This window comes from Paenibacillus glucanolyticus NBRC 15330 (genome assembly GCF_004000885.1).
GTDB lineage: Bacteria > Bacillota > Bacilli > Paenibacillales > Paenibacillaceae > Paenibacillus_AQ > Paenibacillus_AQ glucanolyticus.
This window is the reverse complement of the sequence record NZ_BIMC01000014.1, coordinates 93,773-118,730: the sequence shown is the minus strand read 5'-3', so window position 1 is coordinate 118,730 and position 24,958 is coordinate 93,773. Positions and strand designations below refer to the sequence as shown.

Sequence of the window (24,958 nt, the reverse complement as noted above, 5' to 3'; positions counted from 1 at the left end):
GTTCTACCGTTCCAGCAGTTCGACTGTTTCTTTTAGTGTATCCCGTGTTCCCACATTGCCCGGAAAGATGATATACGGCATACCGGGGAACAAACTCTCATCTCCGGTAATCCATACCGGCACGCCAGGTTTGATTTGTCCGGCTACCGTGGCACGTTTGACCCGGAGACCTTTCGTGCCGATATCGCTGGACGTTATACCGCCTTTTGCAATGATATAACGAGGGCGTGCTTGCAGTCTCTCCACGATGCTGGTCACGGCATCGGAAATTTTGATGGATTGCTTCAATTCTTCTTCTTGTTTGCCTTCACCCAGATCCAGCCGCTCGCGCCGGGTATAAATCGTAACTGTTTTGCCGGAAGCAATAGCACTCTCGGCTAGAGCGATGACACGATCGGTTTCCGACTGGAATGCAGCCGCATCGGTGACCAGGTGAACATCAAATTCGATGAATGTAATCGAATCAACGGTTTTCAATTGTTCCAGCTGCTCTGTCGTTTTTTGGACATGCGATCCTACCAGGATGAGCCCACCACTTGTGGAGGATTCTTGGATAAGCTCCTCTTTTGTAAGCAAGGGTTTGTCGCTGACACCCCCGATCACCTTGGTGAAGGAAGCCGCGCTTCGGAACATGAAATGTTTCCCTTTTTTAATCGCTTGAATGAGTGCAATGGTGAATACTTCGACATCTACATCATCGGCTGCGTTGACCACAACTTTGTTGAAATGCTCAACTGCCATGAGCTGATCCACGATGGGCTCGATTTCCAAGGCTCGAAGGGATTGAAGTGAAATATAGGTTGTATTCGCGGCGGTATACACGCCATTGGTTTTCTCTTCGACCCATTCCCCCAGGTCGGATTTGGTGTAGCCAAACGTACGGTCGCGCGCGAACTCCGTTTCACCGGCGGGAATCAGTTCTTCACCGTACAATACATAATGCACATTATCAACCGTAAACCGTCCGCCTGCCTTGAAAAAGGGGATTATAACCTCGCCATCAAACGAGATGCCGGATTGTGCCTCCACCGTGTCTTTCAGTGTTTCCGTTTCGAGCGGGTAATGGCCTCGCAGGGTGGAATCACCTCGGCTGATAATCACATATGGCTTGTTTGTCGCTTGAGATGCCTCTTCCGCATGAAGGGCAATATCACGATGCACCGCTTTTGTGTCGCTTGCCACAAGGCCGCGGGAATTGGTCAGGATGAAGAACATCGACTGCTCCTCTTCAAATCCCTTGATCATGGTGTTGACTGTCCAATCGGTATATACCGAAATGCCATGTACCGTTTGAACCCCCGTTGGGTCATCATCCAGCACGATGATTTTCCGGTCAAATCCGTCCAATTCGTCCGCAAGTTTGGCTCTTACCCATGTTTCATCGATGCGAGGCAGGTGATCCAACACATCTGCTGCCATTCTCTTTTTCGTATTCATAGGTTCTCATCACCCTTTATCTGTATAGTCGTGCCCGTTATAGTCCTGGTAAGATGCCGCTGAACAAACTTAATACATACACCGATGCGAGTGCTGTCAATCCGGCGATGAAACCGCCGAGTGTCCATACCTTCAGCGTCTGGGTTACTGTCAGCTTGCCGAAGCGGTTCACGACCCAGAAGCCGGAGTCGTTCGGAAGCGATAAACCGATACCGCCCGCACAGATGGCCAGTCCGAGCAAAATAGGAGAAACACCCAGATCGAGAACGAGCGGCCCCATAATACTGGAGGTCGTAACGAGTGCCACGGTTGAGGAGCCCAGCGATGCGCGCAGAATCTGCGAGAATATGAAGGCCAGCATCAACACCGGAATGCTCCAGCTTTGCATCGTTGTGATCAGATAGTCGCCAATGCCGCTATGGTTAATGACTGCGCCGAATGCTCCGCCCGCTCCGGTAATAAGCACAATCATACCGCCGGTCGCGATAGCTTCGGAATAAAGCTTGCCCGAATCCTCCGCGATGTAAGGACGCAGGAAAATGACAGCCGCGAACACGCTGATCAACAGTGCAATGTTCTTATCGCCGATAAAACCGAAGAAGGTTTCTATGGCTGTTCCCGGGTACAGCATTTTGGAGATGGTATTAGCCAGAATAAGCACAATGGGCAGTGCCAGCATCCCGAAAGACAAGGAGGTGCTGATTTCTTTGCGCGGAGCTTTGTTCTCGGCTTCCTCGGCAACCACAACCTCTTCTGTGGTTTGGATGCGTTTTCCTATAAACATTCCGTAAATAAAACCGCCCACTAATGTTGCGGGGATTGCCACCAGGATACCGTACAAGATAAACAATCCCAGATCAGCCCCGGTATTCTCGGCAACCACCATCGGACCAGGCGTTGGCGCAATCATGTTATGGGAAGTAATGAGACCGATGCCGAGAGCGGTTACAAATGTAACAATCGAGATGCCTGTTCGAGTTGCCAAGCTTTTGAGCAGTCCGCTTAAGATGACGAAGGCTGCATCGAAAAACACCGGTATGGAAACAAGGGTACCTGACATGGCCAATCCGGCCGGTGAATTTTTAATGCCGAATATTTTCAGAAGCGAGCCGGCAATCTTTTCAACTGCACCGGAAGCGCCAAGAAACTGGCCGAAGATGACGCCAAGACCGATTAGAATGCCTACCCCGACCAGCGTGTTTCCAAATCCCGACGTTACGATGCCCGGCACTTCCTTGAGCGGGATGCCAATGGCAATCGCGGTGCCGAATGCGATGACGGTCAGAGCCAGAAACGGCTCTACCTTCCATTTAATAATCAGCAGGAACAAGAAGGCTAACGCAATAAGGAATACTACGATGAGCATAGGTCCTGTTAACATGTATTTTCCACCTTTACAATGATATTATTTTTAGTTCGGCATTTTTTTGACTTCCACATTTGCTGCTTTTTCATAGTATTGGACAATGCCCGCATGATCATTTGCCTGTTTGCCTTCATCCTTCAAGGTTTCAAAAATATGGCGGACATGCTCGGTCAATGGGAGGGACATATCAAATGCTTCAACCGTCTCCATGACATTTGTCAAATCTTTCAGATTGATATCAACGCGTCCACCGGCTTTGAAATTTCGTTCGATGATCATTGGAAGCTTGGCATCAAGAACGGCGCTCCCGGCAAGCCCCCCGCGAATAGCGTGATACATTTTTTCGATATCGATGCCAGCTTTGGCAGCAAGCACAAGCGCCTCTGACATAGCGGCAATATTGACATTGACCATAATCTGATTGGCCAGCTTGGCGGTTGCACCACTGCCGCTGGGACCCACCCACGTAATGTCCTTGCCCATGCAAGCGAGCACTGGCTTAACTTTCTCAAAAACGCTTTCATTTCCGCCGGCCATAACGGACAGTGTACCGTCGATTGCTTTGGGTTCGCCGCCGCTGACCGGGGCATCCAGCATTTCTATGCCGTGGTCTTGCAGGCTCTCTGCGACCTCCTTGGCAACAACCGGTGAGATCGAACTCATGTCGATGACAACCGTCCCGGCTTTAGCGCCTTGAACGATACCGTCTTCTCCAAGAATGACATGTTTCACAATGGCGTTGTTTGGAAGCATCGTAATAATGACATCGCTTTCAATTGCAACCTCTTTAGGTGATTGTCCATTTTTTGCCCCCAATTGCGCTAAGTGATCGATGGCCTCTGTATTCAGATCATAAACGGTAAGGCTGTAACCTTTGTTCAACAAGTTTGAGGCCATCGGTTTACCCATGATACCAAGACCTATGAATCCAATATTCATGTAAGTTCCTCCTAGATGATAACGATATTTAAAATTCGAACTAATTGTACACAATAAATTTAAAATTGTATACAAAAATATTATCATTGGATACAAGTGTAAATGTAGTGGATACAAAAATTGAAAGAAAGCTTTTAATGGACCATGCTTTCCCCTATAATTTAAGGACGGTGTATAAGTCATGCTCTATGTGTAAACGAAGGATGGGAATAATGAATGTCTAAACAAGGATTCCAAGCGGCGTATCTCCATTGTTATGAGCTGATCAGGGATAGAATATTGAACGGCGAATTGCCGGGCGGCATGAAATTGGTGGAGGAACGGCTTGCGGAGGAATTGGGTGTAAGCCGCACTCCTGTCCGTGAGTCCATCCGAAAGCTGGAGCAGGAAGGTCTCATCAAGAATAAGCGGGTGGTGAATCCGTCTGACGAGGATTTGCGCCATATTTTTCAGGTGCGCATGCTGCTCGAAGGTTTTGCTGCTCGTTGTGCGGCATTTTATATGGATGAAGCGACGCTGGAACAGCTGCAGGAATGCATTGCTGTGGCCCGCAGCGGGAGCGTCAGCGAAACCATGGAAGCTAACAAGATGTTCCATGATATTATTGTGCAGTCAAGCCGCAATCCGGAGCTTGTTCTTATCATTGATCGAATGCAGTCCATTATTTATCTGTTTCGCAGAGCAGTGGTGCATCATAAACGTCCGTTCCTCATTGATGAGCATCAGCAGATCGTGGATGCAATCCGTGCTCATGATGCTGAAGAGGCTGAGCGCTTAATGAAATCTCATCTGCAGGCAGATCTTGATTTTTACTTGCATTTGAGCAGAAGTTCAATTTAAACACCTTGTCCGGTAGCAAAAATACAAGTTGGAAAGTATAAAGCGGCGGCACCTCTCCAAGGTGCCGCCGCTTTGATCTATGTAGGGTTTAGCTCCCTTGCACCTGACAGCGAGCGCAGACTCAGGTGCGGAGAATTGCCGGATTTAAGCTGCTGCCACTGCAGCACGCGGCGAATCGCAATCGGAGCCAGGATACTGCCGATCATGCCAAGCAGATCGGATTGAAGTGCTCTTTGTGCGATGATATAGCCGCAGGATCCACCGATAAACTCGATGGACATGTAGTGTGTAACATGGGATAAAGTGACAACATAGATAACGAATTCTTCGTTTTTCCTCTGGTTTGGCATAAGCAGCTCCCCCCACTCCTTCTTATCTCTGTATCTTCGGTAAATTGCGATAAGGCTCATGAGCCAGTGCATCATGGTGTTCGATTGAGGTTTTTATGCCATCTTATGTATTTTTATAGGCGATTATGCTCTTCGGCCGGGACATACAAGCCCTGTTACGACAAAAACCAACCGTCTTGTCCACAGAATGACGGTTGGTATATACAGTTTCTACTCTGGTTTTTCTTGTCCCGGATCTGCTTGAATGGTTTCATCTTCACCGGGATAATCCCGCTTGATGCCCATGTGCAGATTGCGATCCTCATAATCGAATCGATTCGGAGGGCGTTGATCCGCGCGCCACGGACTGCTCTTGCCGAGGGATTCGCTGCGAAGATCGGAACCATAGGGTCCCTCCGGAAATTCCTCCGGTGCCAGATCGTTGCGCTGTGACTCAACGGTGGACAGATCGGTGGCTTCCGATCGTTCTTCCTTCTCAAACCCGTTCATATTGCGGCCTCCCGAAAAGGTACTTAAACTACCGTTTCAGTGTACCCTGAACACGAGAATTCATTCCGTCAGCGGCTGAACCGCGAGCTTGGATAACAGCTCATTGCCATACATAATGTTACTTATCCTGCGGTCATTCCGTACGAATCACATGATCCCGCTACAGTCCGGCAGCGCCGAATACTTTATTAAAGGCTTCGCGTGATTTGGCTGCCAGCTCTTCCGGTGTTCCCGTTGGTGCAGACGGGGTCAGAATTTCTTGCGTAACCGGGCCGGTATAACCGATATCGTTCAGGGCCGAAAGGAAGCCCGGCAGATCGATGACGCCTTCACCCGGGTAGAGCCGATCATTGTCGAGTACGTCCTGGACAGGAATGTCCTTGGCATCATTAATGTGAACATGGACAATCTGCTCGGCACGCAGCGATCGAATATCGGCGGTTGTCATCTCGTTGGTATACCAATGGTATGCATCATACAGAAGCCCGACATTCGGTTCTGCAATTGCATCAACCCAGTCCAGAGTCTCTTGGACGGTCCAGATGAACGGGTTCTTCCATTGGGTACGCAGATGATGCGGTCCTACAAATTCCAGCGCCAATCGGATCCCGTAAGCTCCGAGAATGCTGGCGCAGGCCCGCAGCCTTGTTGTGGCGAGCGCCATAAAATGTGCTGCGGACGCATCTGTCGCAGGCAGAATATATGTACAGCAGCGCGTACAGCCCAGGGCTTTGGCAGCCGCTGCCGCTGCCGGCAGTTTTTCAAGGCCGCTGAGAAACTGTTCGTCTGATCCTCTCCATTCAACGGGGAGACCGATTGCGCCTATCTCCAAGTGATGGGATTGCAGCAGATCGGCTGCCGCTTCTACTCCAAGACGGTCTGCAAGACCCTTGGCATCGATATCGACACATTGAAACTCATATTTGGCCGCGAGTTCGATAAACTGTAAATCGCTTTCAAGTTTTCCGAGTCCTGCGCTAGTTAAACCTTGCAGCATATTCATCGTCTCCATTCGCTATAAGATGTCATTTGGGGGTTAGGTGAGTGCTTCGTTTATATCAACCCTCGTTATTTCATAGTTTCTATTATGATATGTTCGACTCTATAAATCTATGATAGCTTTTATTATTTTTTACAAAAGGTTAACGGGTAGCCGTCCCGTTCCTTGTACCGCTTTATCGAAGGACCTGCCGTTTTTTGTTCGGGGCTGCTTCCTATTCTATCGAAGGGGATTGCAGGTCACTTGCCGAATAATCATGTTAACCATGTACTTCTACTTCACACGCGAAAAGGGGATTGAACACTAGATGGATACCATTAAGCTTCGCAAGAATGAACTTGGCAGCCTGCGTCCGGAACCAACGATGAACGAGCAGGTACTGAATCGGTTTTGGGAGGAGGCGCTCAAGAACTACGACGATAAGCCGCTGCAGATTGTCAATCATCCGGAAGATACGCCATTTCCTCATATGAAAGTATCAAAGGTTACCTATCACGGTTATGATGATACCCCCATCCATGCATGGTATATCACGCCAGCCAGCGGTATTTCAACGAAGAAGACCATGCCATGTATCGTGACCTTCCCGGGTTATTCGGGAGATCGGGGACTTCCCGAACGGTACGCTCACTGGGTGATGCTCGGTTACGCAGTGTTTGCAGTTGATGTCAGGGGACAGGGCGGGGAGACGGGAAATCTGCTGTCCATGGACAGCGGCGTGGTGAAGGGCTGGGTGACACAGGGGATTACGGATATGCATCGTTCCTATTACATGGCAATTGCCATGGATGCTGTGAGGGCAGTTGAAACAGCGTCGCAGCAGCCGGGTGTGGACTCGGATAAAATCGCCGTGGTTGGCGGGAGTCAAGGCGGAGGTCTGGCGCTGCTCGCAGGGGCTCTGAATGCGAAGGTTTCAGCCATCGTAGCAGACATTCCCAATATGTGCAGAATGGATTACGGAATTCTGTATTCGGTCAGCTCCCTGACCGAAATCGCCCAGTACATCAAACGTTTCCCGGAGCAGCTGGATCATATTCTGGCGCATCTCGCGCATTTTGACATGCTGAATTTAGCGCCCAGAATCAAGGCGCCGGTCATGGTATCCGTGGGCTGGAAGGATACGGTTTGCATGCCTGAGACGATATATGCCGCATACAACAGGATAGAGGCGAATAAAGAAATCAGGGACTACCCGTTCTCGGGCCATGAAGTCAATGAATACCAGAAGCGGGAGGCGGTTTTGTTCCTGGAGCGGATTTTTAACGGGGAATAGAAGAGGGCACAGGGCCTAGCCGAATCAGTGGATATCTCTAACAATCTATGAAACAAGAACAGAGTAGAGCTAAGGTAGAGAAATGAAATTGTGTCATATTAATGTTATATATTTTAACATAAAATTGATTTTTGGTAACTTTTTTGACGTTATTGTATTGACAAGTGTCTGTAATCGCCTATAATTATACCCAAGGACAGAGAAAACTCGATAAACACCCTATACCTACCCCGGTCAATGTAATGAAAATTTACACAAAGGGATGTTGGACAATGACGACAGCAGGCGAACTCAAACAGGATCTTTTGAGGGTTTACAACGCGATAAATAAGAAAATATTTAACGTGGGTGTAAAGCAGCAAAAAGTCGATTTCGTCGGCAACAAAATCATCATTGTATCGAGGAATAGTAGAGTCCCCGTCCTCAAACTGCTGGATGAGAATTACCCCCTCTCTACCCGGCAGTTGGACCATCTTTTATTTCAGGTATTCAAACAGGAGATTAAAACCTGTCTCGAAGCGCAATTTCAATTTAAAATCATCTCCATTCTTAAAGACTACGATGCAGAGACCGAATACTCCGGTACCATCGTATTCTTGGAGAAGGATGTAGAAACATATCTGAACGACATGCCGGAACTCTAAGTAGAGAGCGGGCCGATCGTCAGTTTGGTACCAAGCATGCACGTATGTGCATAGATTGGGGCTGGACTGGCGATTTTTTTCATCCGCTTTTGAAAATAAATGTTTGGTATTTCTGAAAAATCATGAAATCAGAATGAAGGAGGAAGGGGTATGACTCACAAAATTGAAATTTCGGGTGTCAGCAAATGGTTCCGCAGAAATGGGGAAGAAATTGCTGCCATGCGGGAGACGAGTCTGTCGATTGAGGAAGGGCGCTTTGTTAGCATTATTGGTCCCAGCGGGTGCGGCAAATCAACCCTGTTTAACATTATTGCCGGCTTGATGCCGCCGTCCACGGGAAGAGTGCTGGCTGATGGGAAGGACATCGTGGGCAAAACCGGTTACGTGGGTTACATGCTGCAAAAGGATATGCTCCTGCCTTGGCGCACGATCCTCGACAATATCATTCTGGGCATGGAGGTTAGAGGCGTCCCCTACAAGGAAGCAGTGGAAAGGGCCCTGCCCTTAATGGAGAAGTATGGATTGAAGGGTTTTGACAAGCATTATCCGAGGGAGCTGTCGGGAGGAATGAAACAGCGCGCCGCTCTGCTGCGGACGCTGCTCTACGACCGGGATATTATTTTGCTGGACGAGCCGTTCGGCGCATTGGACGCACAGACCCGGCTGACTATGCAAAATTGGCTGCTGCAGATCTGGGAGGATTTTGGAAAGACGGTTCTGTTTGTTACCCACGACATCGATGAAGCGATTTATTTGTCGGATGATATCTATGTGTTCTCTTCCAGACCGGGGCGAATCAAATCCAAAATTACGGTAACGATGGAACGTCCGCGCAAAACGGAAGACATGACGTCTCCTGCATTTATGGAGCTGAAGCATCATCTGATGGATTTATTGTCGGCCGGGCATGAAGAAGAGCAAATATCGTAAGCGACAAGTATCGAAGAGGGAGGGATAGCGATGGAAACTGCACGTAAAGAGGCATTTGTTGTACACGCCGTGGCACCGGCGGAGTCGGTGACCGGATCATCCAAACGGCCAGAGGTTGTACCGTACATCCTGGATGAAGAGGCGATGGAGCGCCGCAGGAGTCGGCGGATCGTCTGGGGACGCGCCGCTGTGGCTGTATTTATTTTTCTGGTATGGGAGGTGTTCACCCGGATCGGTCTGCTGGATTCCTATTATTGGAGCAGTCCCAGCGCCATTCTTGGCACGACCTGGACTCAAATGGCCGAAGGGACTCTCTTGAGGGACATTACGTACACATCCGGCTCGACGATCCTCGGCTTTGTGTTCGGAACCTTGCTTGGAGCGCTGCTCGGATTATCGTTCTGGTGGTCGAGGTCGTATGCAGGCATCAGCGAGCCGTATCTTATCATTCTGAATGCCATGCCCAAGCTTGCCCTGGCTCCGGTACTCGTCATTCTGCTGGGAATTGGATTCTTCTCCAAGGTGGCTCTCGCTTTCTCCATGACGGTTGTCGTTTCTGCGCTTTCCGCATACAGCGGTGTAAAGAGCGTGGACCCTGATATGGAAAAGCTGATGTATTCCCTGGGCGCCAAACGGCATCAGGTCTTCACCAAGGTCGTTGTCCCATGGTCCATGCCCTGGATTATCAGCAGTTTGCGGATTAACATTGCCCTTGCGCTGGCAGGAGCCATCGTGGGTGAGTTTATCGCTTCAAGCCAGGGTGTCGGCCGGATGATCATGTATGCAGGGACCATACTCGATATTAATCTCGTGTGGGTGGGCGTAGTTGTCTTGTCGCTGCTGTCCATGGTGATGTACTGGGGAGTAGTCGTCATAGAGAAATGGTTGTCCAAGGGCTTGACCAAACAATAGACAGAAATCGAACTTATTATTTCTATATAAAAGGGGAATTCATATGAACCGTAAAATGAGGAAGCTTTCACTATTGTTCGCACTTGTCATGATCACAAGTCTGCTGGGAGCCTGCGGCAATGAGAAGAATGACACCGCCTCCGCCTCCGGCGAGGGTAAGCTGAAGAAAATCGTGATCGCCGAGCCGCTCCATTCGACAGGCTATCTTCCTCTATATGTGGCCCAGCGCGAAGGTTTCTTTGCGAAAAGGGGGCTGGATGTCGAGGTCATCCAAGCCGCGGGAGGTGCGCATGTAACCGCCGTGGTCAGCGGCGATGCTTGGGGCGTCATTGGCGGGACGGAGTCCAACGCCTTGGCTAACAACAACAATTCCGATCCGATCATCTCTGTCGTCAACGTTGTCAACCGGGCGAATGTGTATTTAATGGCTAAGAAAGGCACCGCACCCGCCAGCCATTCTCCCGAGGACCTGAAGGCTTTTTTACAAGGAAAAAAGATCAATGCCGGGCGCCATGGCGGTACGCCCAATCTGTTAACCCGCTATCTGCTGATTCAGCTTGGTCTGGATCCGGAGAAGGACGTGCAGCTGCTTGAGCCGGCAGACGGCTCCACGGTCGTGACGATGGTTCAGCAAGGGGCTGCCGATATCGCCAATGGGGCGGAGCCGCAGATTAGCGACGGGATATCGAAGAATGTGTGGGAGGAGCCGTTTTACAAGTTTCATGATTTGGGTGATTTCTCGTATTCGGTGCTCAGTGTGAGGAAGTCCACAATCGAGAAGGATGCAGAAGCCGTTCAAAGCTTTACAGACGCCATCATCGAAGCGCTTGGAGCTGTTCAGAGCGATAAAGAACTGGCGAAGAAGAATTTGAAGGCCGAATTCCCGACGCTTTCCGATGATGCGATTCAAGCGGCGCTGGACCGGGCTTATGAAGACAATTTATGGAGTTTGGACGGGCTGATCTCGGAAGACGCGCTGAAACATGACATGGATGTCATGATCGAAACGGGGATATTCAAGGGGGATTATACCTACGATGCCCTTGTGGACATGCAGTTTGTGAACAATGCCAAGAAGTAAATGATGGGGTTCATTCTTTCAAATACACAATCGGAAGGGGAGAGTCGCGATGAAATCTTTGAATCAGCTGATGCTTGAGAGCAAAGCGGCGGTGATCGTGGTTGATGTGCAGAATGATTATTGTCATCCGGAGGGAGCGCTGCCCCGAGCGGGCTGCGATGTTAGCGGGGTAGGAGAGATGATGCCGAAGCTGCATAAGCTGCTTCAGTCCGCCAGGGAGTTTCATGTGCCCGTCATTTTCATTCAGACACTCCATGAGAAAGCAACGGATTCCGACGCCTGGACTACCAGGTCATCGGGACGGTCGGCCCATGTCTGCCGGAGGGGGAGCTGGGGAGCCGAGTTCTATGAGGTTGCTCCGGAGCAGGATGACATCATTGTCAATAAACACCGGTACAGCGCTTTTGTGAATACAAGGCTGGATTCCGTGTTGAAAACGTTGAAAATCGAAACGTTAATCATGACGGGAGTCAGCACCAATGTCTGCGTGGAATCCACTGCCAGGGACGGTTTTATGCTGGATTATCATATCGTGCTTGTAGCGGATGCCTGCGCATCGTATTCGCAAAGCGCCCATGATATGACACTCGAGAATATTGAAGGGTATTTCGGGAAAGTTAGTGGGGTGCAGCATGTGATTGATATCTGGATGGATAAGATTCCAGATGAATCAGTAAGGCCGATGTCGGCGGCTCAGACGACCGCGCGTTAGGTTGTCTGAGTGCATGATCCAGGCAGAATGAAGCTCTCCGCATGCGGGAGCTTTTTCTGTGAGGGTCCTCTCTTCGCATGCACAAATTCATGAATAAGCTGGTGAGGCCTGCGTGAATAACAGATCGAGGATGATCGTTCAATACACCATTTGTTTAGGAGCATTTCTGTCCAATCTGTCAGCCGGCATGTTCAACATTGCGCTTGTAGACATTGCAAGAACCTTTGATTCAACTATTCCAACAGCCCAATGGATCGTCACGGCTTACCTGCTTGTGATTTCCATATTGCTGCCTGTGATGGGCAAGCTCGGCGATATGCTGGGCAGACGGAAAATTCATAATATCGGCTATTTTATTTTTATGGCCGGGGCTATCTGCTGTGCCGTGTCGCCTTCATTAAACGGACTGATATCCTCCCGCATTCTTCAAGGTATAGGGGCGGCCATGTACCAGGCCACCAATATGGCTTTGATCATTTCTGTGTTTCCCAAGGAGCAGCGAGGCAAAGCGCTCGGGCTGATCAGCACGTTTGTTGCAGCAGGCTCCATGATTGGTCCGAGCCTTGGCGGTATATTGATCCAATGGTTCAGCTGGCGAAGCAATTTCTGGCTGCTGACGGCGCTGTCGCTGATTGCGTGGATGTTTGCTCAGCGGTTCATACCGAAGGACAAACCGGAAGGGTCGGAAAGCCGTTTGGATGTGCCTGGGGCTGCCCTTTTTGCCATATCATTGACTGGTCTGGTTACGGCTGTGAATTTGGGCGCTCAGTGGGGCTGGAGCTCATGGCAGGTTGCGGTACTGTTCATTCTGTTTGGGGTGGGCTCTGCTTCCTTCATCGGGTGGTGTCTGTCCTCACGCTGGGAACGGCAAGGGAAAGGGCGGCTGCCCTTCATGAAGCTGGATCTGTTCCGAGATGCGGGCATCAGCGTGGGGATTATCATTACCATCATTTCCTATATGGCGGCTTTCTCGGCCCAGCTTGTACTCCCAGTATTCCTGCTGAGTGAGCTTGGCATTGAGCCTGCGACGGCAGGGCTGATCATGATGGGTTATCCGTTGTCGCTGATCATATTCTCTCCCTTGAGCGGCAATCTGTCGGACAAGCTGGGGACATTTCCGCTGCTGTCGGCCGGTCTGCTGGTTATGACGACCGCATTACTCGTACTGGGCTTTGTATCGCCTGCCTACCCTATATTCTTTTTGATTCTCCTGATTGTACTGCTCGGCGGTTCCATGGGGCTGATTACGCCTCCAAACAATTCTCTGGTGATGAGCCGAACATCCAAGAGCGATCTCGGCTTGATCAGCAGTATTCTGGCGCTGTCGCGGAATCTGGGCATGATGTTCGGGACGGCGGCTGGCGGTGCCATGCTGGCGCTTCCAGGCCAGGCGGCAGGAGGATTGACCGGATTTCGCATGATTTTTGTGCTGAACACGGTGCTGGTGGTTTTCGTCTATTTAACGATGATTATCTCCTTTCGTTTGGCAAGGCATAAAGAGACGCTGTCTTCCTAGTGTGAACATGAGGAAAAAAAGGGTATCCCGCAGTCTGATCAAGACGATGCAGGATACCCTTATTTAACATAATCAGAAATATATATTTTGAAAGCCAGCAGGGGCTTCCTTGAACTGATATCGCTTATGCGCGGTCCAGAATCGTCTGGAGCGTCGAGCGATCAAGACCTTTAACAAGCTTGATCAGAAGTTCTTTAGCTGCTTCATAATCATCGGTATGGATGATGGATGAAGAAGTGTGGATGTAGCGGGAACAAATGCCGATGATGGTGGATGGAACACCGATGCCGCTAAGATGTACTTGGCCAGCGTCGGTACCGCCCGGAGAGACAAAATACTGGTATTTGATTTTGTTGGTCTCCGCGGTATCTTGAACGTATTCCACCATTCCGCGGTGAGTCAGCATCGTTGGATCGAAGATGCGGAGCAGCGCGCCTTGTCCCAATTGACCGAACTGGCTCTTGTCACCCATCATGTCGTTTGCAGTACTGGCATCCAGTCCGAAGAAAATATCCGGCTGAATCAGGTTTGCCGAAGTGCGCGCCCCGCGCAGCCCCAGCTCTTCCTGAACCGTCGCACCGGCATATACCGTATTTGGAAGCTTCTCGCCGTGAAGAGCTTTCACAAGCTCGATGGCCAGGCCTACACCATAGCGGTTATCCCATGCTTTGGCCATGATTTTTTTGGGATTGGCCAGCGGGGTGAATTCACAGATCGGAACCACTTGCAGACCGGGACGGATGCCAAATGATTCGGCCTCCGCTTTGTTGTCCGCACCGATATCAATATACATCGTTTTGATGTCGACAGGTTTGCTGCGCTGTGCTTCATCCAGCAGATGAGTAGGAATGGAGCCGACAACGCCGACGACCGGGCCCTTATCTGTAATAATTTGCAGGCGCTGCGCAAGGACCGCTTGGCTCCACCAGCCGCCTAGCGGCTGAAAACGGACCATACCCGCTTCGGTGATGCCCGTGACCATGAATCCAACTTCGTCCATGTGACCGGCTACCATGACTTTTGGCCCTTCATCGTTTCCGCGGAGAACAGCAAACAGACTGCCCAGGCGATCCTGCACGAACTCATCTGTATATGGAGAGAGGGCATCCTTCACCCATGAACGAAGTTCTCTTTCAAAGCCCGGCGCAGCCGGAAACTCCGTTAGTGTTCGAAATAATTCCAATGTTGATTCATTCATAACGAATATCGCTCCTTTTGAAAAGGTATGTATGAGTTTTACTTTTCTAGTATGCCCCTATATATCTGAAAAGTCTACAAAACCGGCGCCGTTCAAGATACTCCAAATAAAAAGTAAATGACAAGCACCCTGTATGTGGGATAGGAATAGGATGATAGGAAAACAAGTGAAATTTTGTCAGTCGGGGAAGGGGCAGAATATGAACCACCATGGGGTTGTTTGGTACGACCATCATGCCGAAGTCAGAGAACTTCTGCTCATTATGGTCCTGTTCATCCTACTCGTCATTTTGCTGAAGTTCATTCTTATATAATGACAGCCTTAAGCATAATGGCAGCGAGACTTCTTTCAGCTTTCAGGTCGTATTCCTGAAGGCTGATTTTCGTGCGGATTCTCCATATGCTGGGGGACAAGCTGTGCCTCATCATGAGAAGGATGATTTTCCAAACATAAAGGAAGTTCATTCAAAGCATAATGATATCGAGTGATATCCATAGTGTCTCTTCGGCGCTTCATGAAATTCCATACTTAATTCAAGCGGAGGTGTTTTGAATGTCCGGCTCTAATCAAAAGTCCAAGTCCGATATCACCACAATGAGCTCGGCGGAATATCAGGCCATTGCCAAAAAGCACGAACCTCCCCGCGCCATCCTTAAAAATTGTTTGCGCGCTTTTTTGGTCGGAGGTTTGATCTGTTTGATCGGCCAGTGTATCCAGCGGTTTTTTATGTCCGTATTCGATATGACTTCAACCGAAGCAAGCAATCCGACGGTTGCCGTGCTGATTATACTGTCGGTCATCCTGACCAGCTTCGGCGTGTATGACAAAATCGCGCAGTGGGCCGGGGCAGGCAGTGCCGTGCCGGTTACGGGGTTTGCCAACTCCATGTGCTCCGCAGCGCTGGAGCATCGGGCAGAGGGCCTGGTTCTAGGCGTGGGGGCCAGCATGTTTAAACTTGCAGGCTCTGTCATTGTGTTTGGTACCGTTGCTGCGTTTATTATCGGTGTCATCTATGCCATTTTTGGCATCGAAGGGAGGTAACGTTCAATGAAGGTGATTGGCCAAACCTGGCAGTTCGAGAATAAACCCGTCATTATCAGCACGGGAACCATTGTAGGACCGGAAGAAGGCGAGGGACCGCTGGCGAATGATTTTGATTTTGTGTATGACAATATCGAAATTAATGAAAAAACATGGGAAAAGGCCGAGCGGAAGCTGCTTGAGGATGCTTCCAGAAAAGCAGTGGAGAAGGCGGGCATCAAAGAGGACCAGCTGCAGTTTTTTGTCGGCGGGGATCTGATGAACCAGATCATCAGCAGTTCTTTTGCCGCCAGACAGATGGGTGTGCCTTATATCGGCGTATTTGGTGCTTGCTCCACCTCCATGGAAAGTCTGGCCGTCGCCTCGATGCTGGTGGATTCGGGAGGAGCCAAGTATGTGATGGCCGGAACGGCAAGCCATAACTGCACGGTGGAGAAGCAGTTCCGCTATCCGACGGAGTACGGATCACAGAAGCCGCCCTATGCGCAGTATACGATTACGGGAGCAGGCTGCTCCGTTGTTTCGGACAAGGGGGATGGCCCTGCGGTCACCTATGCCACCATCGGCAAGGTTGTGGACCTGGGTATTAAGGATCCGTTCAACATGGGGGCGGCAATGGCTCCTGCGGCAGCAGATACGATTACCAAGCACTTTAAGGATACAGGCCGGCAGGCGAAGGATTATGACTTGATTGTCACCGGTGACCTGGCCTCGGTGGGGCTTCCCATCGCCAAGGATCTTCTGAAGAAGAATGATGTCATCATGGACGGTACGGTGTTTGCCGATTGCGGGTTGATGATCTACGACTTGGAGAAACAGAAATATGTGAATGCCGGAGGCAGCGGGTGTGGCTGCTCGGCTGTAGTCACATACGGCCATATCTTGAAACGGATGCGCAAAGGCGAATTAAAAAAGGTGCTGATTGTGGCTACCGGGGCTCTGCTGTCGCCGCTTTCGTACCAGCAGGGCGAGAGCATTCCGTGTATTGCTCATGCCGTAGCCTTAGAGATGGGAGGATAATGTTATGCAGTTTCTGTGGGCTTTTATTATAGGCGGTCTGATTTGCGTTATTGGGCAAATTATGATGGATGTTATCAAGCTGACACCGGCACATACGATGAGTACTTTAGTGGTGGCCGGAGCCGTTGCTGACGGTTTCGGGTTATATGAACCGCTTGTCAAATTTGCCGGAGCCGGAGCCTCGGTGCCTATCACCAGCTTTGGCAATTCCCTTGTTCACGGCGCCTTAACGGAGCTGGGGAGGGACGGCTGGATCGGGGTCGTGACGGGGATATTCGAAGTAACGAGTGCAGGGATATCCTCAGCGATCATTTTCTCTTTTCTTGCAGCTTTGTTCGTCCGTCCGAAGGGATAAGCCATATGATGCGGTTTGCAAGACCCTGGTACTGTACCAGGGTCTTTTGCCTGTTTATGCGGACCTGTAAACAGGTTAATAACCAAAATATCTCTTCGAATGTACTCCGGGACTTCGATCATGTACAATAGTACTAAATTAAGTATTTATTCCCTTACAGGAGGTTAGTCATACATGCCCGTAAGCCAAGAATCCATGAAAATCATTACCTCGGTACGAACCAATCTGGAGTCGTGCCTGCTAGGCAAAGAATTTGAGATCCAATTGCTCCTTACGGCGCTGCTCGCCGGCGGACATGTTCTGATCGAAGATGTGCCCGGCACAGGAAAGACCCAATTGATCAAAGCATTAGCTAAATCCATGCAGGGAGACTACCGCCGCATTCAGTGCAATCCGGACATTCTCCCGAGTGATATAACAGGGGTTTCGGTATTCCACCCTCGTGACGAAATGTTCTACTTCCGTCCAGGCCCGGTCATGACCAATATTCTGTTGGCGGATGAAATAAATCGAGCTACCACCAAGACGCAATCGGCTCTGCTTGAAGTGATGGAGGAGCGCAGTGTAACGGTGGACGGGGCGACCCACGAACTTCCCCATCCCTTCATGCTGTGCGCTACCCAGAACCCGATCGATTTTGAAGGTACGTACATGCTCCCGGAGGCCCAGCTGGACCGGTTTATGTTAAAACTCAGCCTGGGTTACCCTGATGCCGCAACGGAGAAGCAGCTGATGTACCGTTCACGTGACGGACAGCTGGCGGACAAGCTGCAGCCGGTAACACATATGGATACAATCTCCGCCATTCAGCGTGAAATTCGGGACGTCTTCATCGGCGAGCCTGTTGCCGACTACCTGCTGAATATCACCCGCTCGACGCGTGAACATCCTTCCGTTATGCTGGGCGCAAGCCCCCGGGCAACCCTGTCATTCATGAACGCGGTCAAAGCCTACGCCTTCTTGAACGAGCGGGATTATGTTTTACCTGATGATGTGAAGACGCTTGCTCCGTACGTACTTTCGCACCGGATCATGCTGCGTCCGGAAGCCAGACTCGACAATGCGAGTCCGGAATCGGTGCTTGAGTTTATACTGCGTCAGGTCAAAGTGCCTGTACAAATGGGGAAATAGGCATGCGCCGTGCGGTTTCGTTATTTTTGAATGGCATGCAGCCGTCCAAACTGGCAGCGGTGTTGGCGGTATGGTGCCTGTGTCTTTTGTACGTTTTGTTTCAAGGAGGCAAAACCTCGCTCATGCTGTTCTCGATGGTGAGCCTCCTGACGATATATCTGATCGGTGCTGGCTTTGGCGGTGTCAATCGAGTCAAAGCGCAGCGCAGCGTATTGGGCGGGTCTGAGCGTGCTGGAGAGCAGCTTCATGCCGGTGAACAGGTTCGCGTGAAGCTGGAGGTTCATGTTCCAGGCTTGCTGCCTATGCCATACATGATTGTACGTGAAGTGCTGCAGAGGCATAACGGCGACTCCTGGTCTTTCGAGGACAGCATCATTCCGAACCTTCGGGGTACAGGCAAGCTTGTATTCCAGACGCCGCCGCTTGAGCGGGGGCGGTATGCTTTTTCCAAGACGGAATGCATAAGCGAAGATATTTTCGGCTTAATGGAGCACAAGGGACGGATTGAAATTCAGACTGATTTTCGCGTATTGCCGAGAACCATCTATATCCCCAAGTGGCATCGAAACATTCGGAATTCCAGGTTAGGCGGCACGCATACAACGATATCGGCTTCAAGACGGGAAACAACGCAGATCAATGGAGTCCGCGATTATGTATACGGTGACCGGATCTCCCGGATTCACTGGAACGCTACGGCAAAGACCGGCTCCTGGAAGTCGAAGGAATTCGAGCATGAATCCTTTCCGAAGACGATGATCGTTCTGGATTGCACCGCAGAAGGGTTTGATAACGCCCAGCAGTTTGAGCTCGCTGTATCGGCAGCGGCGTCGTTGATTGAATATGGTGCCAAGGAGCATGCGGGTACAGGTCTGTTCACAACCACGCAGGAAGCCAAAATGTTCGCTCCCGCCGACCATGCGGGCGAACGGATGCGGATGATTCAGCATTTGGTTGATGTGGATTATAACCGAAAGGGCAAATTGATCGCTTCCCTGGAGAAGTCCTATCGTCATTTTCCCAAAGGCGCCTTGTTCCTGTTGATCAGTCCGATGAGTGGAAAGGAAGCATCCGAGATTATGCGCTGGGTTGAAACCAGGGGGATGAACCCTTGTTTTCTGCAAATTCATAACCCGAACGAAAAGAAGCGGCAGGATGAATCCATATCGCTCCTTCAATCCCGGGGCATATCGAGTTATTCGGTTTCCTCGCTGGATGAGCTTCCGGCAGCGCTTGGAGGTGGTGTTTGATGAGACTATGGCTGGATAAACTGTCCACGACCTTTTTCAGTACATTGGCGATGCTCTGGGTCTGGATCATGGGCATGCAGTGGGTATCCTTCACCGAAACGATCTGGCTCTCGGAAACGACGGCCATTGTCATAGCGGCGTTAACCATCACGGCTGTCATTGAAGCCCTGCTTCCCATTAAACAGGGCTACAGACTGCTGATACAGTTTGTTTTGATTCTCTATTGCGTGTACAGTTTGCTGAAGTCTTACGGCAATCCGGTTCCTGTCATGACAAGTGAAAGTGTTTTGGCTGAAGAAATCATGTATCTCTTTCCCTATTTATGGTTCGCTGTCGCTGCCTGGGCGATTTTCCTGTTCATTGCACACTGGGCCAAAACCAAAGGACGCGTCCTTTTTATAGTCGGGCTGAATGTCATCAGCTTTGCCGTGCTGGATTCCTTTACAAAAATTGTGCTGTGGGATGAGATCGCTTGGGTGGTCGGAGCCGGAATGGGCTGGCTTGTTTCCAGCCATTTCAACCGGTTCCGCAGACGGTTTCCTCAGGGCTGGATCAACTTATCAAAATACCCGTTTAAGATTATTGCTAACATTTTGGTTATATTCTCTTTGATTATTGTAGCTGGCGTGAATATGCCTCATGTGCAGCCGACATTAACAGATCCTTATACGGCATGGAGGGAATGGAGCGGGGTGCCGCTGTCCACGGGCAGTACAACCGGAACCGGAACTCTCATCGAGTCTTCATCAGAGAGCATGTCCGGTTACGGAAGAGAGGACAATGATCTTGGCGGCGGCTTTAACTTCGACTACTCACCGGTGATGTCAATCACCTCGGATGAACGCAGCTACTGGCGCGGCGAGACCAGAGCGGTGTATTCCGGCACAGGTTGGGCAGACGGAGCCAGCAGCCGGCGTTCCGGTACAGGCGTAGAGATCGGCGAGGAGCTGCCGGGTGAATCGAACGGATCACTATCCACCAAGAAACTGGAGCAATCAGTGACGATGCTGAGTGATACGGTGTACCCCGTATTGTTCGGTGCATACTCTCTTAAGCAGCTGGAGGGTCTGGATGAAGATATTGATCCGGGGCGGCTCCGCTGGCAGATGGAAGGCGCGGAAATGCATCTGGATGATGTCCGGGATGCAGATTATCCGAAGAGTTATACCTTAACCTCTGAAGTGCCGGTTATTCCTATTGATGAGCTGAGCACAAGAACATACGATCAGTTGTATTCCGGCTCTATGGACGATGCCTATATCCAGAAGCCGAGAAATTTCCCGGAACGCGTCACAACGCTGGCTGAAGAAATTACGGCTGAAGGAGATACTCCGTATGAGAAGGTTATGCTTTTGCAACAATATCTAACAAGCAACTATACCTATACGAACACCCCTGACCTTACCCGCAAGAAGAGCGATGATTTCGTGGATGGTTTTCTGTTTGAGGTCAAGGAAGGATATTGTGATTACTTTTCTACCTCACTTGTCATGATGACAAGGTCCCTTGATATCCCAGCACGCTGGGTAAAGGGTTATGCTCCCGGCAGCCTGACGGCTTCGGAATACATGCCGATGGATGGTCAAACCCCGATTGAGCCAGGGAACTATACCGTAACGAATGCAGACGCCCATTCTTGGGTGGAGGTATATTTCGGTGAGTACGGATGGGTTCCGATTGAGGCAACGCCGGGATTTAGCATGCCCATCCTGACAGCCGACACAGATGCCGAGCCGGTCATTGAGGAAGACGTTGAAGAAGAAGAGAGTGCAGAGGATGAAACCGCTCCTGCTTCCGCCTCTAATGATCAACAATCCGGGTGGGTCAAAATGATTGTAACGGCTGCCGCGGTTGTAATCGTATTGTGGATTCTGTATATTTTGTGGAGAATGCGTATCAGCCTGCGTTTTGCAGGAGCGCGCATTCGTGCAGGCAAGCCGCTGACGGCAGCGGATAAAGTCATTGCCGAAACCGAACGCTGGATTCGTTCCGTGCACCGCAAGGGATTGGTACGCCAGGAACATGAAACGCTTCGTGAGTCGGTGAAGCGCTGGTTGCAAGCACATCCTGCGCTGGAATCCGAAATGAGACCGCTGCTGCAGCAATTCGAGGCTGCACGTTACAGTCCTGCTGAAGTGCAGGAGGAGCAGTGGCGTTCCGTTCAAAATGATGCCGAGAAACTGAAGAAGTCTATAAAAAAGATTCGAATTGTGCATGAAAAACGGCTGTCGCCGTAATTCCAGGAAGACAGACCGCATAGTGGTGGTTGTTCTTGCGATATCAGGATACCTCGATATGGATACGTGCTCTGATATCCAGTAATTTCAAGACCGCCCGGCTCTCTTCCTGAGCTGCCGGGTGGTCTTTTGCTGGTCATGATGATTACGCGGTATGGAAGGATGAAAAAGGCTCGTGATTATTTTTACTAAGGAACCGGAATATGGTATAGTTTTTCGTATGAAATTGAGGTGACGAACTTGTTTGAAATGTTAATCCCAAAGCTCCGTGTCAATACGGTTTTTGATATTAACCTAGAAGAATTATATGAGCAGGGGTATCGTGGAATCATTACGGATCTGGATAACACCCTCGTTGGTGCAAAGGCTCCGCTGGCGACACCGGAACTGGTCGTTTGGTTCAAAAGAGTGAAGGAGCTTGGCTTTCAGCTCATCATTGTTTCGAACAACCAGCTCGAACGCGTGTCCAAATTTGCGACGCCGCTGGATATCCAATATGTGCACGAAGCCCGTAAGCCCAGCAATACTCCGTTTCGCAAAGCCATGAAAATGATGGAGCTCACTCCGGATAAAACGGTGGTTGTCGGTGACCAGATGCTGACTGATGTATATGGCGGGAATCGCCTCGGTTTGTATACGGTTCTGGTTATGCCTATCGCAATCAGCGATGAGGGATGGTTTACCCGTCTGGTTAATCGCCGGGTGGAACGCATCGCATTGACCCGTTTACGCAAAAAAGGATTATGGATGGAGGAGGAACCGAAATCATGACGTTGCCTACAGGCGGAGACATCAAGAAGTGCAGCGGCTGCGGCATACCGCTTCAGAGTGCAGCACAGGACAAGCCCGGCTATTTGCCGGAGAAGGCCTGGGACCGTGACCCGGTCATTTGCCAGCGCTGTTTCCGGATCAAGAATTATAATGAAGCATCCTCGGTAACCGTAGATCAGGACGAATTTTTACGGCTGCTCGGACAAATTGGCGGCAAGAATGCGCTTGTTATTCATATTGTGGACCTCTTTGACTTTGAAGGAAGTCTCATTTCAGGACTGCAGCGTTTTGTCGGCAATAACCCTGTCGTTTTGGCTGTTAATAAAACAGACCTTCTGCCGAAAGTTACCAATTGGAACAAGGTTCTGAATTGGGTGCAGAAGCAGTGCAAGGAGCATGGCCTGAGAACGGAAGATATTGTGCTCTGCAGCGCGAAGAAGAATCAAGGCTTCGAGCGGCTGCTGGAGATGGTCGGGCAGCATAGAGGCGACCGTGACGTATATGTAGTTGGAGCCACGAACGTAGGCAAATCCAGCTTGATCAACCGTTTGATCCGCGACTACAGTGATCTGGATCAGGAGTTGACCGTTTCCCGTTATCCGGGAACGACATTGGATATGGTCAATATCCCGCTGGATGATGGCCGATATATTATTGATACGCCGGGCATCGTATACCCTTGGCGCTATAGCGAGGTAGTCAGCCGTGAGGATTTGGGGACAGTGATGCCGGAGAATCCGTTGAAACCGATGGTATACCAGCTGAACGAGGGTCAGACCCTGTTCTTCGGAGGTTTTGGCCGCTTTGACTTTTTGCAAGGGGAGCATCAATCCTTCACTTGCTTCATCAGCGGCCGATTAGGCATTCATCGGACCAAGCTGGAACGGGCGGATTCGTTGTTTGAGGAGCATGCCGGAGAGCTCCTCTCGCCCCCGACTAAGGAACGGCTTGAGGAATTACCGGAATGGACAAGACATGAAATCCGTATACCGAAGGGAACGCGCCAAGACGTGTTTATATCCGGCCTCGGCTGGATCAAGATCAACGGTGAGCAGGGTGCGCTTGTAGCGGTTCATGCACCGAAAGGAATCAAAGTTCTGTCGCGTCCATCCTTGATATAAGTGACTCATCCATAGGTGCACCATTGGCTTATGGCGGGAGAGGCGGAGGAGAAATGAAAGAGAATTCATGGATCGAGCGTGATTACCTGCTCCTTGGCGTTATGGGGGATCCCATCGGCCACTCGAAATCGCCGGCCATGCATAATGCGGCCATAACCGCACTGGGGTTATCGGGCGCCTATGTGCCGCTTCATGTACGTCCGGAAGGATTAGGGGAAGCGATCCAGGCTGTGAAAGCGTTGGGGTTTCGGGGGGTAAACGTTACGATCCCCCACAAGGTGGAGGTTATGAAGTATCTGGATGTCGTTGATGAAGGGGCGCGGCAGATCGGCGCCGTCAATACCATCGTCAATGACAACGGCACCCTAAAGGGTTACAATACGGATGGCATCGGATATGTTCGTTCATTGAAGGATGAAGCGTGTCCCGACCTCAAAGGGAAGCGCATTGTTGTCCTTGGAGCCGGAGGCGCTGCCCGGGGTATTATTTATGCCCTTATCGGCGAAAAGCCCGAGACGATATCGATCGTGAACCGGACAGCCGCCAAAGCGCTGGCGCTGGCTGAGGAATGGAGCTCGCTTGCCGACTTGAGGGGATACGGTGAAGATTATGCCGAAGAGGCATTGCTTACAGCGGATGTCATTATCAACACAACCTCTGTAGGCATGTTTCCCCGGATTTCGGAGATTCCTATCCCTCAAGGGCACATCCCGGAAGGGATCGTGGTCAGCGATCTGATCTATAACCCGCTGAAGACGGAGCTTCTCCGGCAAGGTGAGTTGCGGCAATGCACCGTGCATGGCGGACTTGGGATGTTTATCAACCAGGGCGCGTATGCACTGGAGTATTGGACGGGATTGACGGCACCTGTGCAGGCCATGAAGGAAGCGGTTCTGAGCAGCTTTCAAGCCTGAACCGGTGCATCTTGTTTATTGATTAATGGTGAAGCAAAAGCTACAATATAGCTTTCGACCAATCCGTTGGATTTAATAATTGAATATTTAAGGAGTAATGACCAAGCATGTTAACAGGAAAGCAAAAACGACATTTACGTTCCCTTGCGCACCATCTGGATCCGCTGTTCCAGGTAGGCAAGGGAGGAAGCAACGAGCATCTGATCCGTCATATTTCCGAGGCGATTGAGAAGCGTGAGCTGCTGAAAGTATCCGTATTGAACAACTGCCTTGAAGATCCTCGGGAAATCGCGCAGGAACTTGCCGAGGGAGCCAAAGCGGAATTGGTGCAGGTCATCGGCAAAACGATCGTGCTCTATAAAGAATCCAAAGATTACAAGACCATCGAACTGCCATAAGGGAGCACGTTGCTCCTTGTAAGGCAGTAGAAT

General features: G+C 50.4%; 25 protein-coding genes. 18 read left to right on the top strand and 7 right to left on the bottom strand.

The genetic code is table 11. From position 1 onward, the window contains the following. Nucleotides 1–3: 3 nt before the first annotated feature. The 3 genes from PGL02S_RS19535 to garR are packed head-to-tail and all read right to left on the bottom strand — an operon-like array spanning nucleotide 4 to nucleotide 3,742. Nucleotides 4–1,437 (bottom strand): four-carbon acid sugar kinase family protein, encoded by a 1,434-nt coding sequence (locus PGL02S_RS19535; RefSeq protein ID WP_036644548.1) that lies wholly within the window; start codon nucleotides 1,435–1,437, stop codon nucleotides 4–6. 37 nt (nucleotides 1,438–1,474) lie between these two features. Continuing rightward, nucleotides 1,475–2,818, bottom strand: coding sequence for a GntP family permease (locus PGL02S_RS19530; RefSeq protein WP_036644544.1), 1,344 nt, complete (start codon nucleotides 2,816–2,818; stop codon nucleotides 1,475–1,477). Nucleotides 2,819–2,848: 30 nt separating this feature from the next. Next, nucleotides 2,849–3,742: a 2-hydroxy-3-oxopropionate reductase gene (garR, locus tag PGL02S_RS19525; RefSeq protein ID WP_036644542.1), complete on the bottom strand. Its 894-nt coding sequence runs from the start codon at nucleotides 3,740–3,742 to the stop codon at nucleotides 2,849–2,851. 216 nt (nucleotides 3,743–3,958) lie between these two features. Between garR and PGL02S_RS19520 the strand changes: the two genes are divergently transcribed. Beyond that, nucleotides 3,959–4,582 (top strand): GntR family transcriptional regulator, encoded by a 624-nt coding sequence (locus PGL02S_RS19520; protein WP_006208957.1) that lies wholly within the window; start codon nucleotides 3,959–3,961, stop codon nucleotides 4,580–4,582. Nucleotides 4,583–4,659: 77 nt separating this feature from the next. Here PGL02S_RS19520 and PGL02S_RS19515 read toward each other — a convergent pair whose 3' ends face one another. The 3 genes from PGL02S_RS19515 to PGL02S_RS19505 all read right to left on the bottom strand — a co-directional run bounded on the left by PGL02S_RS19515 (nucleotide 4,660) and on the right by PGL02S_RS19505 (nucleotide 6,418). Beyond that, nucleotides 4,660–4,932: a hypothetical protein gene (locus PGL02S_RS19515; RefSeq protein ID WP_036644540.1), complete on the bottom strand. Its 273-nt coding sequence runs from the start codon at nucleotides 4,930–4,932 to the stop codon at nucleotides 4,660–4,662. A 210-nt stretch (nucleotides 4,933–5,142) separates the two neighbouring features. Further along, nucleotides 5,143–5,421: a hypothetical protein gene (locus tag PGL02S_RS19510; RefSeq protein WP_006208959.1), complete on the bottom strand. Its 279-nt coding sequence runs from the start codon at nucleotides 5,419–5,421 to the stop codon at nucleotides 5,143–5,145. Between the two features lie 160 nt (nucleotides 5,422–5,581). Beyond that, nucleotides 5,582–6,418, bottom strand: coding sequence for a sugar phosphate isomerase/epimerase family protein (locus tag PGL02S_RS19505; protein ID WP_036644538.1), 837 nt, complete (start codon nucleotides 6,416–6,418; stop codon nucleotides 5,582–5,584). 310 nt (nucleotides 6,419–6,728) lie between these two features. Between PGL02S_RS19505 and PGL02S_RS19500 the strand changes: the two genes are divergently transcribed. From PGL02S_RS19500 to PGL02S_RS19470, 7 genes are all read left to right on the top strand, one after another. Beyond that, the gene (locus PGL02S_RS19500; RefSeq protein WP_036644536.1) at nucleotides 6,729–7,694 is read left to right on the top strand and encodes an acetylxylan esterase; all 966 of its coding nucleotides are present in this window, start codon (nucleotides 6,729–6,731) and stop codon (nucleotides 7,692–7,694) included. Nucleotides 7,695–7,966: 272 nt separating this feature from the next. Then, nucleotides 7,967–8,338 (top strand): Na-translocating system protein MpsC family protein, encoded by a 372-nt coding sequence (locus PGL02S_RS19495; RefSeq protein ID WP_006208962.1) that lies wholly within the window; start codon nucleotides 7,967–7,969, stop codon nucleotides 8,336–8,338. Between the two features lie 150 nt (nucleotides 8,339–8,488). Beyond that, a complete protein-coding gene (locus PGL02S_RS19490) occupies nucleotides 8,489–9,268 on the top strand; it encodes an ABC transporter ATP-binding protein (RefSeq protein WP_006208963.1) in 780 nt (259 codons plus the stop codon). A 30-nt stretch (nucleotides 9,269–9,298) separates the two neighbouring features. After that, nucleotides 9,299–10,180 (top strand): ABC transporter permease, encoded by an 882-nt coding sequence (locus PGL02S_RS19485; protein ID WP_006208964.1) that lies wholly within the window; start codon nucleotides 9,299–9,301, stop codon nucleotides 10,178–10,180. A 43-nt stretch (nucleotides 10,181–10,223) separates the two neighbouring features. Beyond that, nucleotides 10,224–11,261: an ABC transporter substrate-binding protein gene (locus PGL02S_RS19480; RefSeq protein WP_036644533.1), complete on the top strand. Its 1,038-nt coding sequence runs from the start codon at nucleotides 10,224–10,226 to the stop codon at nucleotides 11,259–11,261. A gap of 49 nt (nucleotides 11,262–11,310) precedes the next feature. Further along, entirely contained in the window at nucleotides 11,311–11,973 is a 663-nt protein-coding gene (locus PGL02S_RS19475) for a cysteine hydrolase family protein (RefSeq protein WP_006208966.1), read from the top strand. Nucleotides 11,974–12,085: 112 nt separating this feature from the next. Further along, entirely contained in the window at nucleotides 12,086–13,489 is a 1,404-nt protein-coding gene (locus PGL02S_RS19470) for an MFS transporter (RefSeq protein WP_036644530.1), read from the top strand. A gap of 124 nt (nucleotides 13,490–13,613) precedes the next feature. On the opposite strand, the gene PGL02S_RS19465 is transcribed toward PGL02S_RS19470, so the two are convergent. Further along, nucleotides 13,614–14,687 carry a M42 family metallopeptidase gene (locus tag PGL02S_RS19465; RefSeq protein WP_036644528.1) on the bottom strand — a complete coding sequence of 358 codons (1,074 nt, stop codon included), beginning with the start codon at nucleotides 14,685–14,687 and terminating at the stop codon, nucleotides 13,614–13,616. 552 nt (nucleotides 14,688–15,239) lie between these two features. On the opposite strand from PGL02S_RS19465, the gene spoVAC reads away from it, so the two are divergent. The 10 genes from spoVAC (at nucleotide 15,240) to yhbY (ending at nucleotide 24,925) form a co-directional block, all read left to right on the top strand. Further along, nucleotides 15,240–15,728 (top strand): stage V sporulation protein AC, encoded by a 489-nt coding sequence (gene spoVAC / locus PGL02S_RS19460; RefSeq protein ID WP_006208970.1) that lies wholly within the window; start codon nucleotides 15,240–15,242, stop codon nucleotides 15,726–15,728. A gap of 6 nt (nucleotides 15,729–15,734) precedes the next feature. After that, entirely contained in the window at nucleotides 15,735–16,748 is a 1,014-nt protein-coding gene (gene spoVAD / locus PGL02S_RS19455) for a stage V sporulation protein AD (protein WP_006208971.1), read from the top strand. Between the two features lie 4 nt (nucleotides 16,749–16,752). Continuing rightward, a complete protein-coding gene (spoVAE, locus tag PGL02S_RS19450; protein WP_006208972.1) occupies nucleotides 16,753–17,103 on the top strand; it encodes a stage V sporulation protein AE in 351 nt (116 codons plus the stop codon). Nucleotides 17,104–17,277: 174 nt separating this feature from the next. Next, entirely contained in the window at nucleotides 17,278–18,234 is a 957-nt protein-coding gene (locus tag PGL02S_RS19445; RefSeq protein ID WP_006208973.1) for an AAA family ATPase, read from the top strand. A gap of 2 nt (nucleotides 18,235–18,236) precedes the next feature. Beyond that, nucleotides 18,237–19,484 (top strand): DUF58 domain-containing protein, encoded by a 1,248-nt coding sequence (locus tag PGL02S_RS19440; RefSeq protein ID WP_036644523.1) that lies wholly within the window; start codon nucleotides 18,237–18,239, stop codon nucleotides 19,482–19,484. Next, nucleotides 19,484–21,721, top strand: a complete 2,238-nt coding sequence (locus tag PGL02S_RS19435; RefSeq protein WP_036644520.1) for a DUF4129 domain-containing transglutaminase family protein — start codon at nucleotides 19,484–19,486, stop codon at nucleotides 21,719–21,721. The genes PGL02S_RS19440 and PGL02S_RS19435 overlap by 1 nt, the downstream gene beginning before the upstream one ends. 240 nt (nucleotides 21,722–21,961) lie before the next feature. Then, nucleotides 21,962–22,492, top strand: a complete 531-nt coding sequence (locus tag PGL02S_RS19430) for a YqeG family HAD IIIA-type phosphatase (protein WP_006208975.1) — start codon at nucleotides 21,962–21,964, stop codon at nucleotides 22,490–22,492. Further along, nucleotides 22,489–23,613, top strand: a complete 1,125-nt coding sequence (gene yqeH, locus PGL02S_RS19425) for a ribosome biogenesis GTPase YqeH (RefSeq protein ID WP_036644517.1) — start codon at nucleotides 22,489–22,491, stop codon at nucleotides 23,611–23,613. Before PGL02S_RS19430 ends, yqeH begins: the two co-directional genes overlap by 4 nt. A 53-nt stretch (nucleotides 23,614–23,666) precedes the next feature. Next, nucleotides 23,667–24,527, top strand: a complete 861-nt coding sequence (locus PGL02S_RS19420) for a shikimate dehydrogenase (protein ID WP_006208977.1) — start codon at nucleotides 23,667–23,669, stop codon at nucleotides 24,525–24,527. A gap of 107 nt (nucleotides 24,528–24,634) precedes the next feature. Continuing rightward, a complete protein-coding gene (gene yhbY, locus PGL02S_RS19415) occupies nucleotides 24,635–24,925 on the top strand; it encodes a ribosome assembly RNA-binding protein YhbY (protein ID WP_006208978.1) in 291 nt (96 codons plus the stop codon). The last annotated feature ends 33 nt before the right edge of the window (nucleotides 24,926–24,958 follow it).

Excerpts from the sequence above, each read along its gene's own strand:
- PGL02S_RS19535 (WP_036644548.1), bottom strand. The coding sequence starts at position 1,437 with ATGAATACGAAAAAGAGAATGGCAGCAGATGTGTTGGATCACCTGCCT.
- PGL02S_RS19530 (WP_036644544.1), bottom strand. The coding sequence starts at position 2,818 with ATGTTAACAGGACCTATGCTCATCGTAGTATTCCTTATTGCGTTAGCC.
- garR (WP_036644542.1), bottom strand. The coding sequence starts at position 3,742 with ATGAATATTGGATTCATAGGTCTTGGTATCATGGGTAAACCGATGGCC.
- PGL02S_RS19520 (WP_006208957.1), top strand. The coding sequence starts at position 3,959 with ATGTCTAAACAAGGATTCCAAGCGGCGTATCTCCATTGTTATGAGCTG.
- PGL02S_RS19515 (WP_036644540.1), bottom strand. The coding sequence starts at position 4,932 with ATGCCAAACCAGAGGAAAAACGAAGAATTCGTTATCTATGTTGTCACT.
- PGL02S_RS19510 (WP_006208959.1), bottom strand. The coding sequence starts at position 5,421 with ATGAACGGGTTTGAGAAGGAAGAACGATCGGAAGCCACCGATCTGTCC.
- PGL02S_RS19505 (WP_036644538.1), bottom strand. The coding sequence starts at position 6,418 with ATGCTGCAAGGTTTAACTAGCGCAGGACTCGGAAAACTTGAAAGCGAT.
- PGL02S_RS19500 (WP_036644536.1), top strand. The coding sequence starts at position 6,729 with ATGGATACCATTAAGCTTCGCAAGAATGAACTTGGCAGCCTGCGTCCG.
- PGL02S_RS19495 (WP_006208962.1), top strand. The coding sequence starts at position 7,967 with ATGACGACAGCAGGCGAACTCAAACAGGATCTTTTGAGGGTTTACAAC.
- PGL02S_RS19490 (WP_006208963.1), top strand. The coding sequence starts at position 8,489 with ATGACTCACAAAATTGAAATTTCGGGTGTCAGCAAATGGTTCCGCAGA.
- PGL02S_RS19485 (WP_006208964.1), top strand. The coding sequence starts at position 9,299 with ATGGAAACTGCACGTAAAGAGGCATTTGTTGTACACGCCGTGGCACCG.
- PGL02S_RS19480 (WP_036644533.1), top strand. The coding sequence starts at position 10,224 with ATGAACCGTAAAATGAGGAAGCTTTCACTATTGTTCGCACTTGTCATG.
- PGL02S_RS19475 (WP_006208966.1), top strand. The coding sequence starts at position 11,311 with ATGAAATCTTTGAATCAGCTGATGCTTGAGAGCAAAGCGGCGGTGATC.
- PGL02S_RS19465 (WP_036644528.1), bottom strand. The coding sequence starts at position 14,687 with ATGAATGAATCAACATTGGAATTATTTCGAACACTAACGGAGTTTCCG.
- spoVAC (WP_006208970.1), top strand. The coding sequence starts at position 15,240 with ATGTCCGGCTCTAATCAAAAGTCCAAGTCCGATATCACCACAATGAGC.
- spoVAD (WP_006208971.1), top strand. The coding sequence starts at position 15,735 with ATGAAGGTGATTGGCCAAACCTGGCAGTTCGAGAATAAACCCGTCATT.
- spoVAE (WP_006208972.1), top strand. The coding sequence starts at position 16,753 with ATGCAGTTTCTGTGGGCTTTTATTATAGGCGGTCTGATTTGCGTTATT.
- PGL02S_RS19445 (WP_006208973.1), top strand. The coding sequence starts at position 17,278 with ATGCCCGTAAGCCAAGAATCCATGAAAATCATTACCTCGGTACGAACC.
- PGL02S_RS19440 (WP_036644523.1), top strand. The coding sequence starts at position 18,237 with ATGCGCCGTGCGGTTTCGTTATTTTTGAATGGCATGCAGCCGTCCAAA.
- PGL02S_RS19435 (WP_036644520.1), top strand. The coding sequence starts at position 19,484 with ATGAGACTATGGCTGGATAAACTGTCCACGACCTTTTTCAGTACATTG.
- yqeH (WP_036644517.1), top strand. The coding sequence starts at position 22,489 with ATGACGTTGCCTACAGGCGGAGACATCAAGAAGTGCAGCGGCTGCGGC.
- PGL02S_RS19420 (WP_006208977.1), top strand. The coding sequence starts at position 23,667 with ATGAAAGAGAATTCATGGATCGAGCGTGATTACCTGCTCCTTGGCGTT.
- yhbY (WP_006208978.1), top strand. The coding sequence starts at position 24,635 with ATGTTAACAGGAAAGCAAAAACGACATTTACGTTCCCTTGCGCACCAT.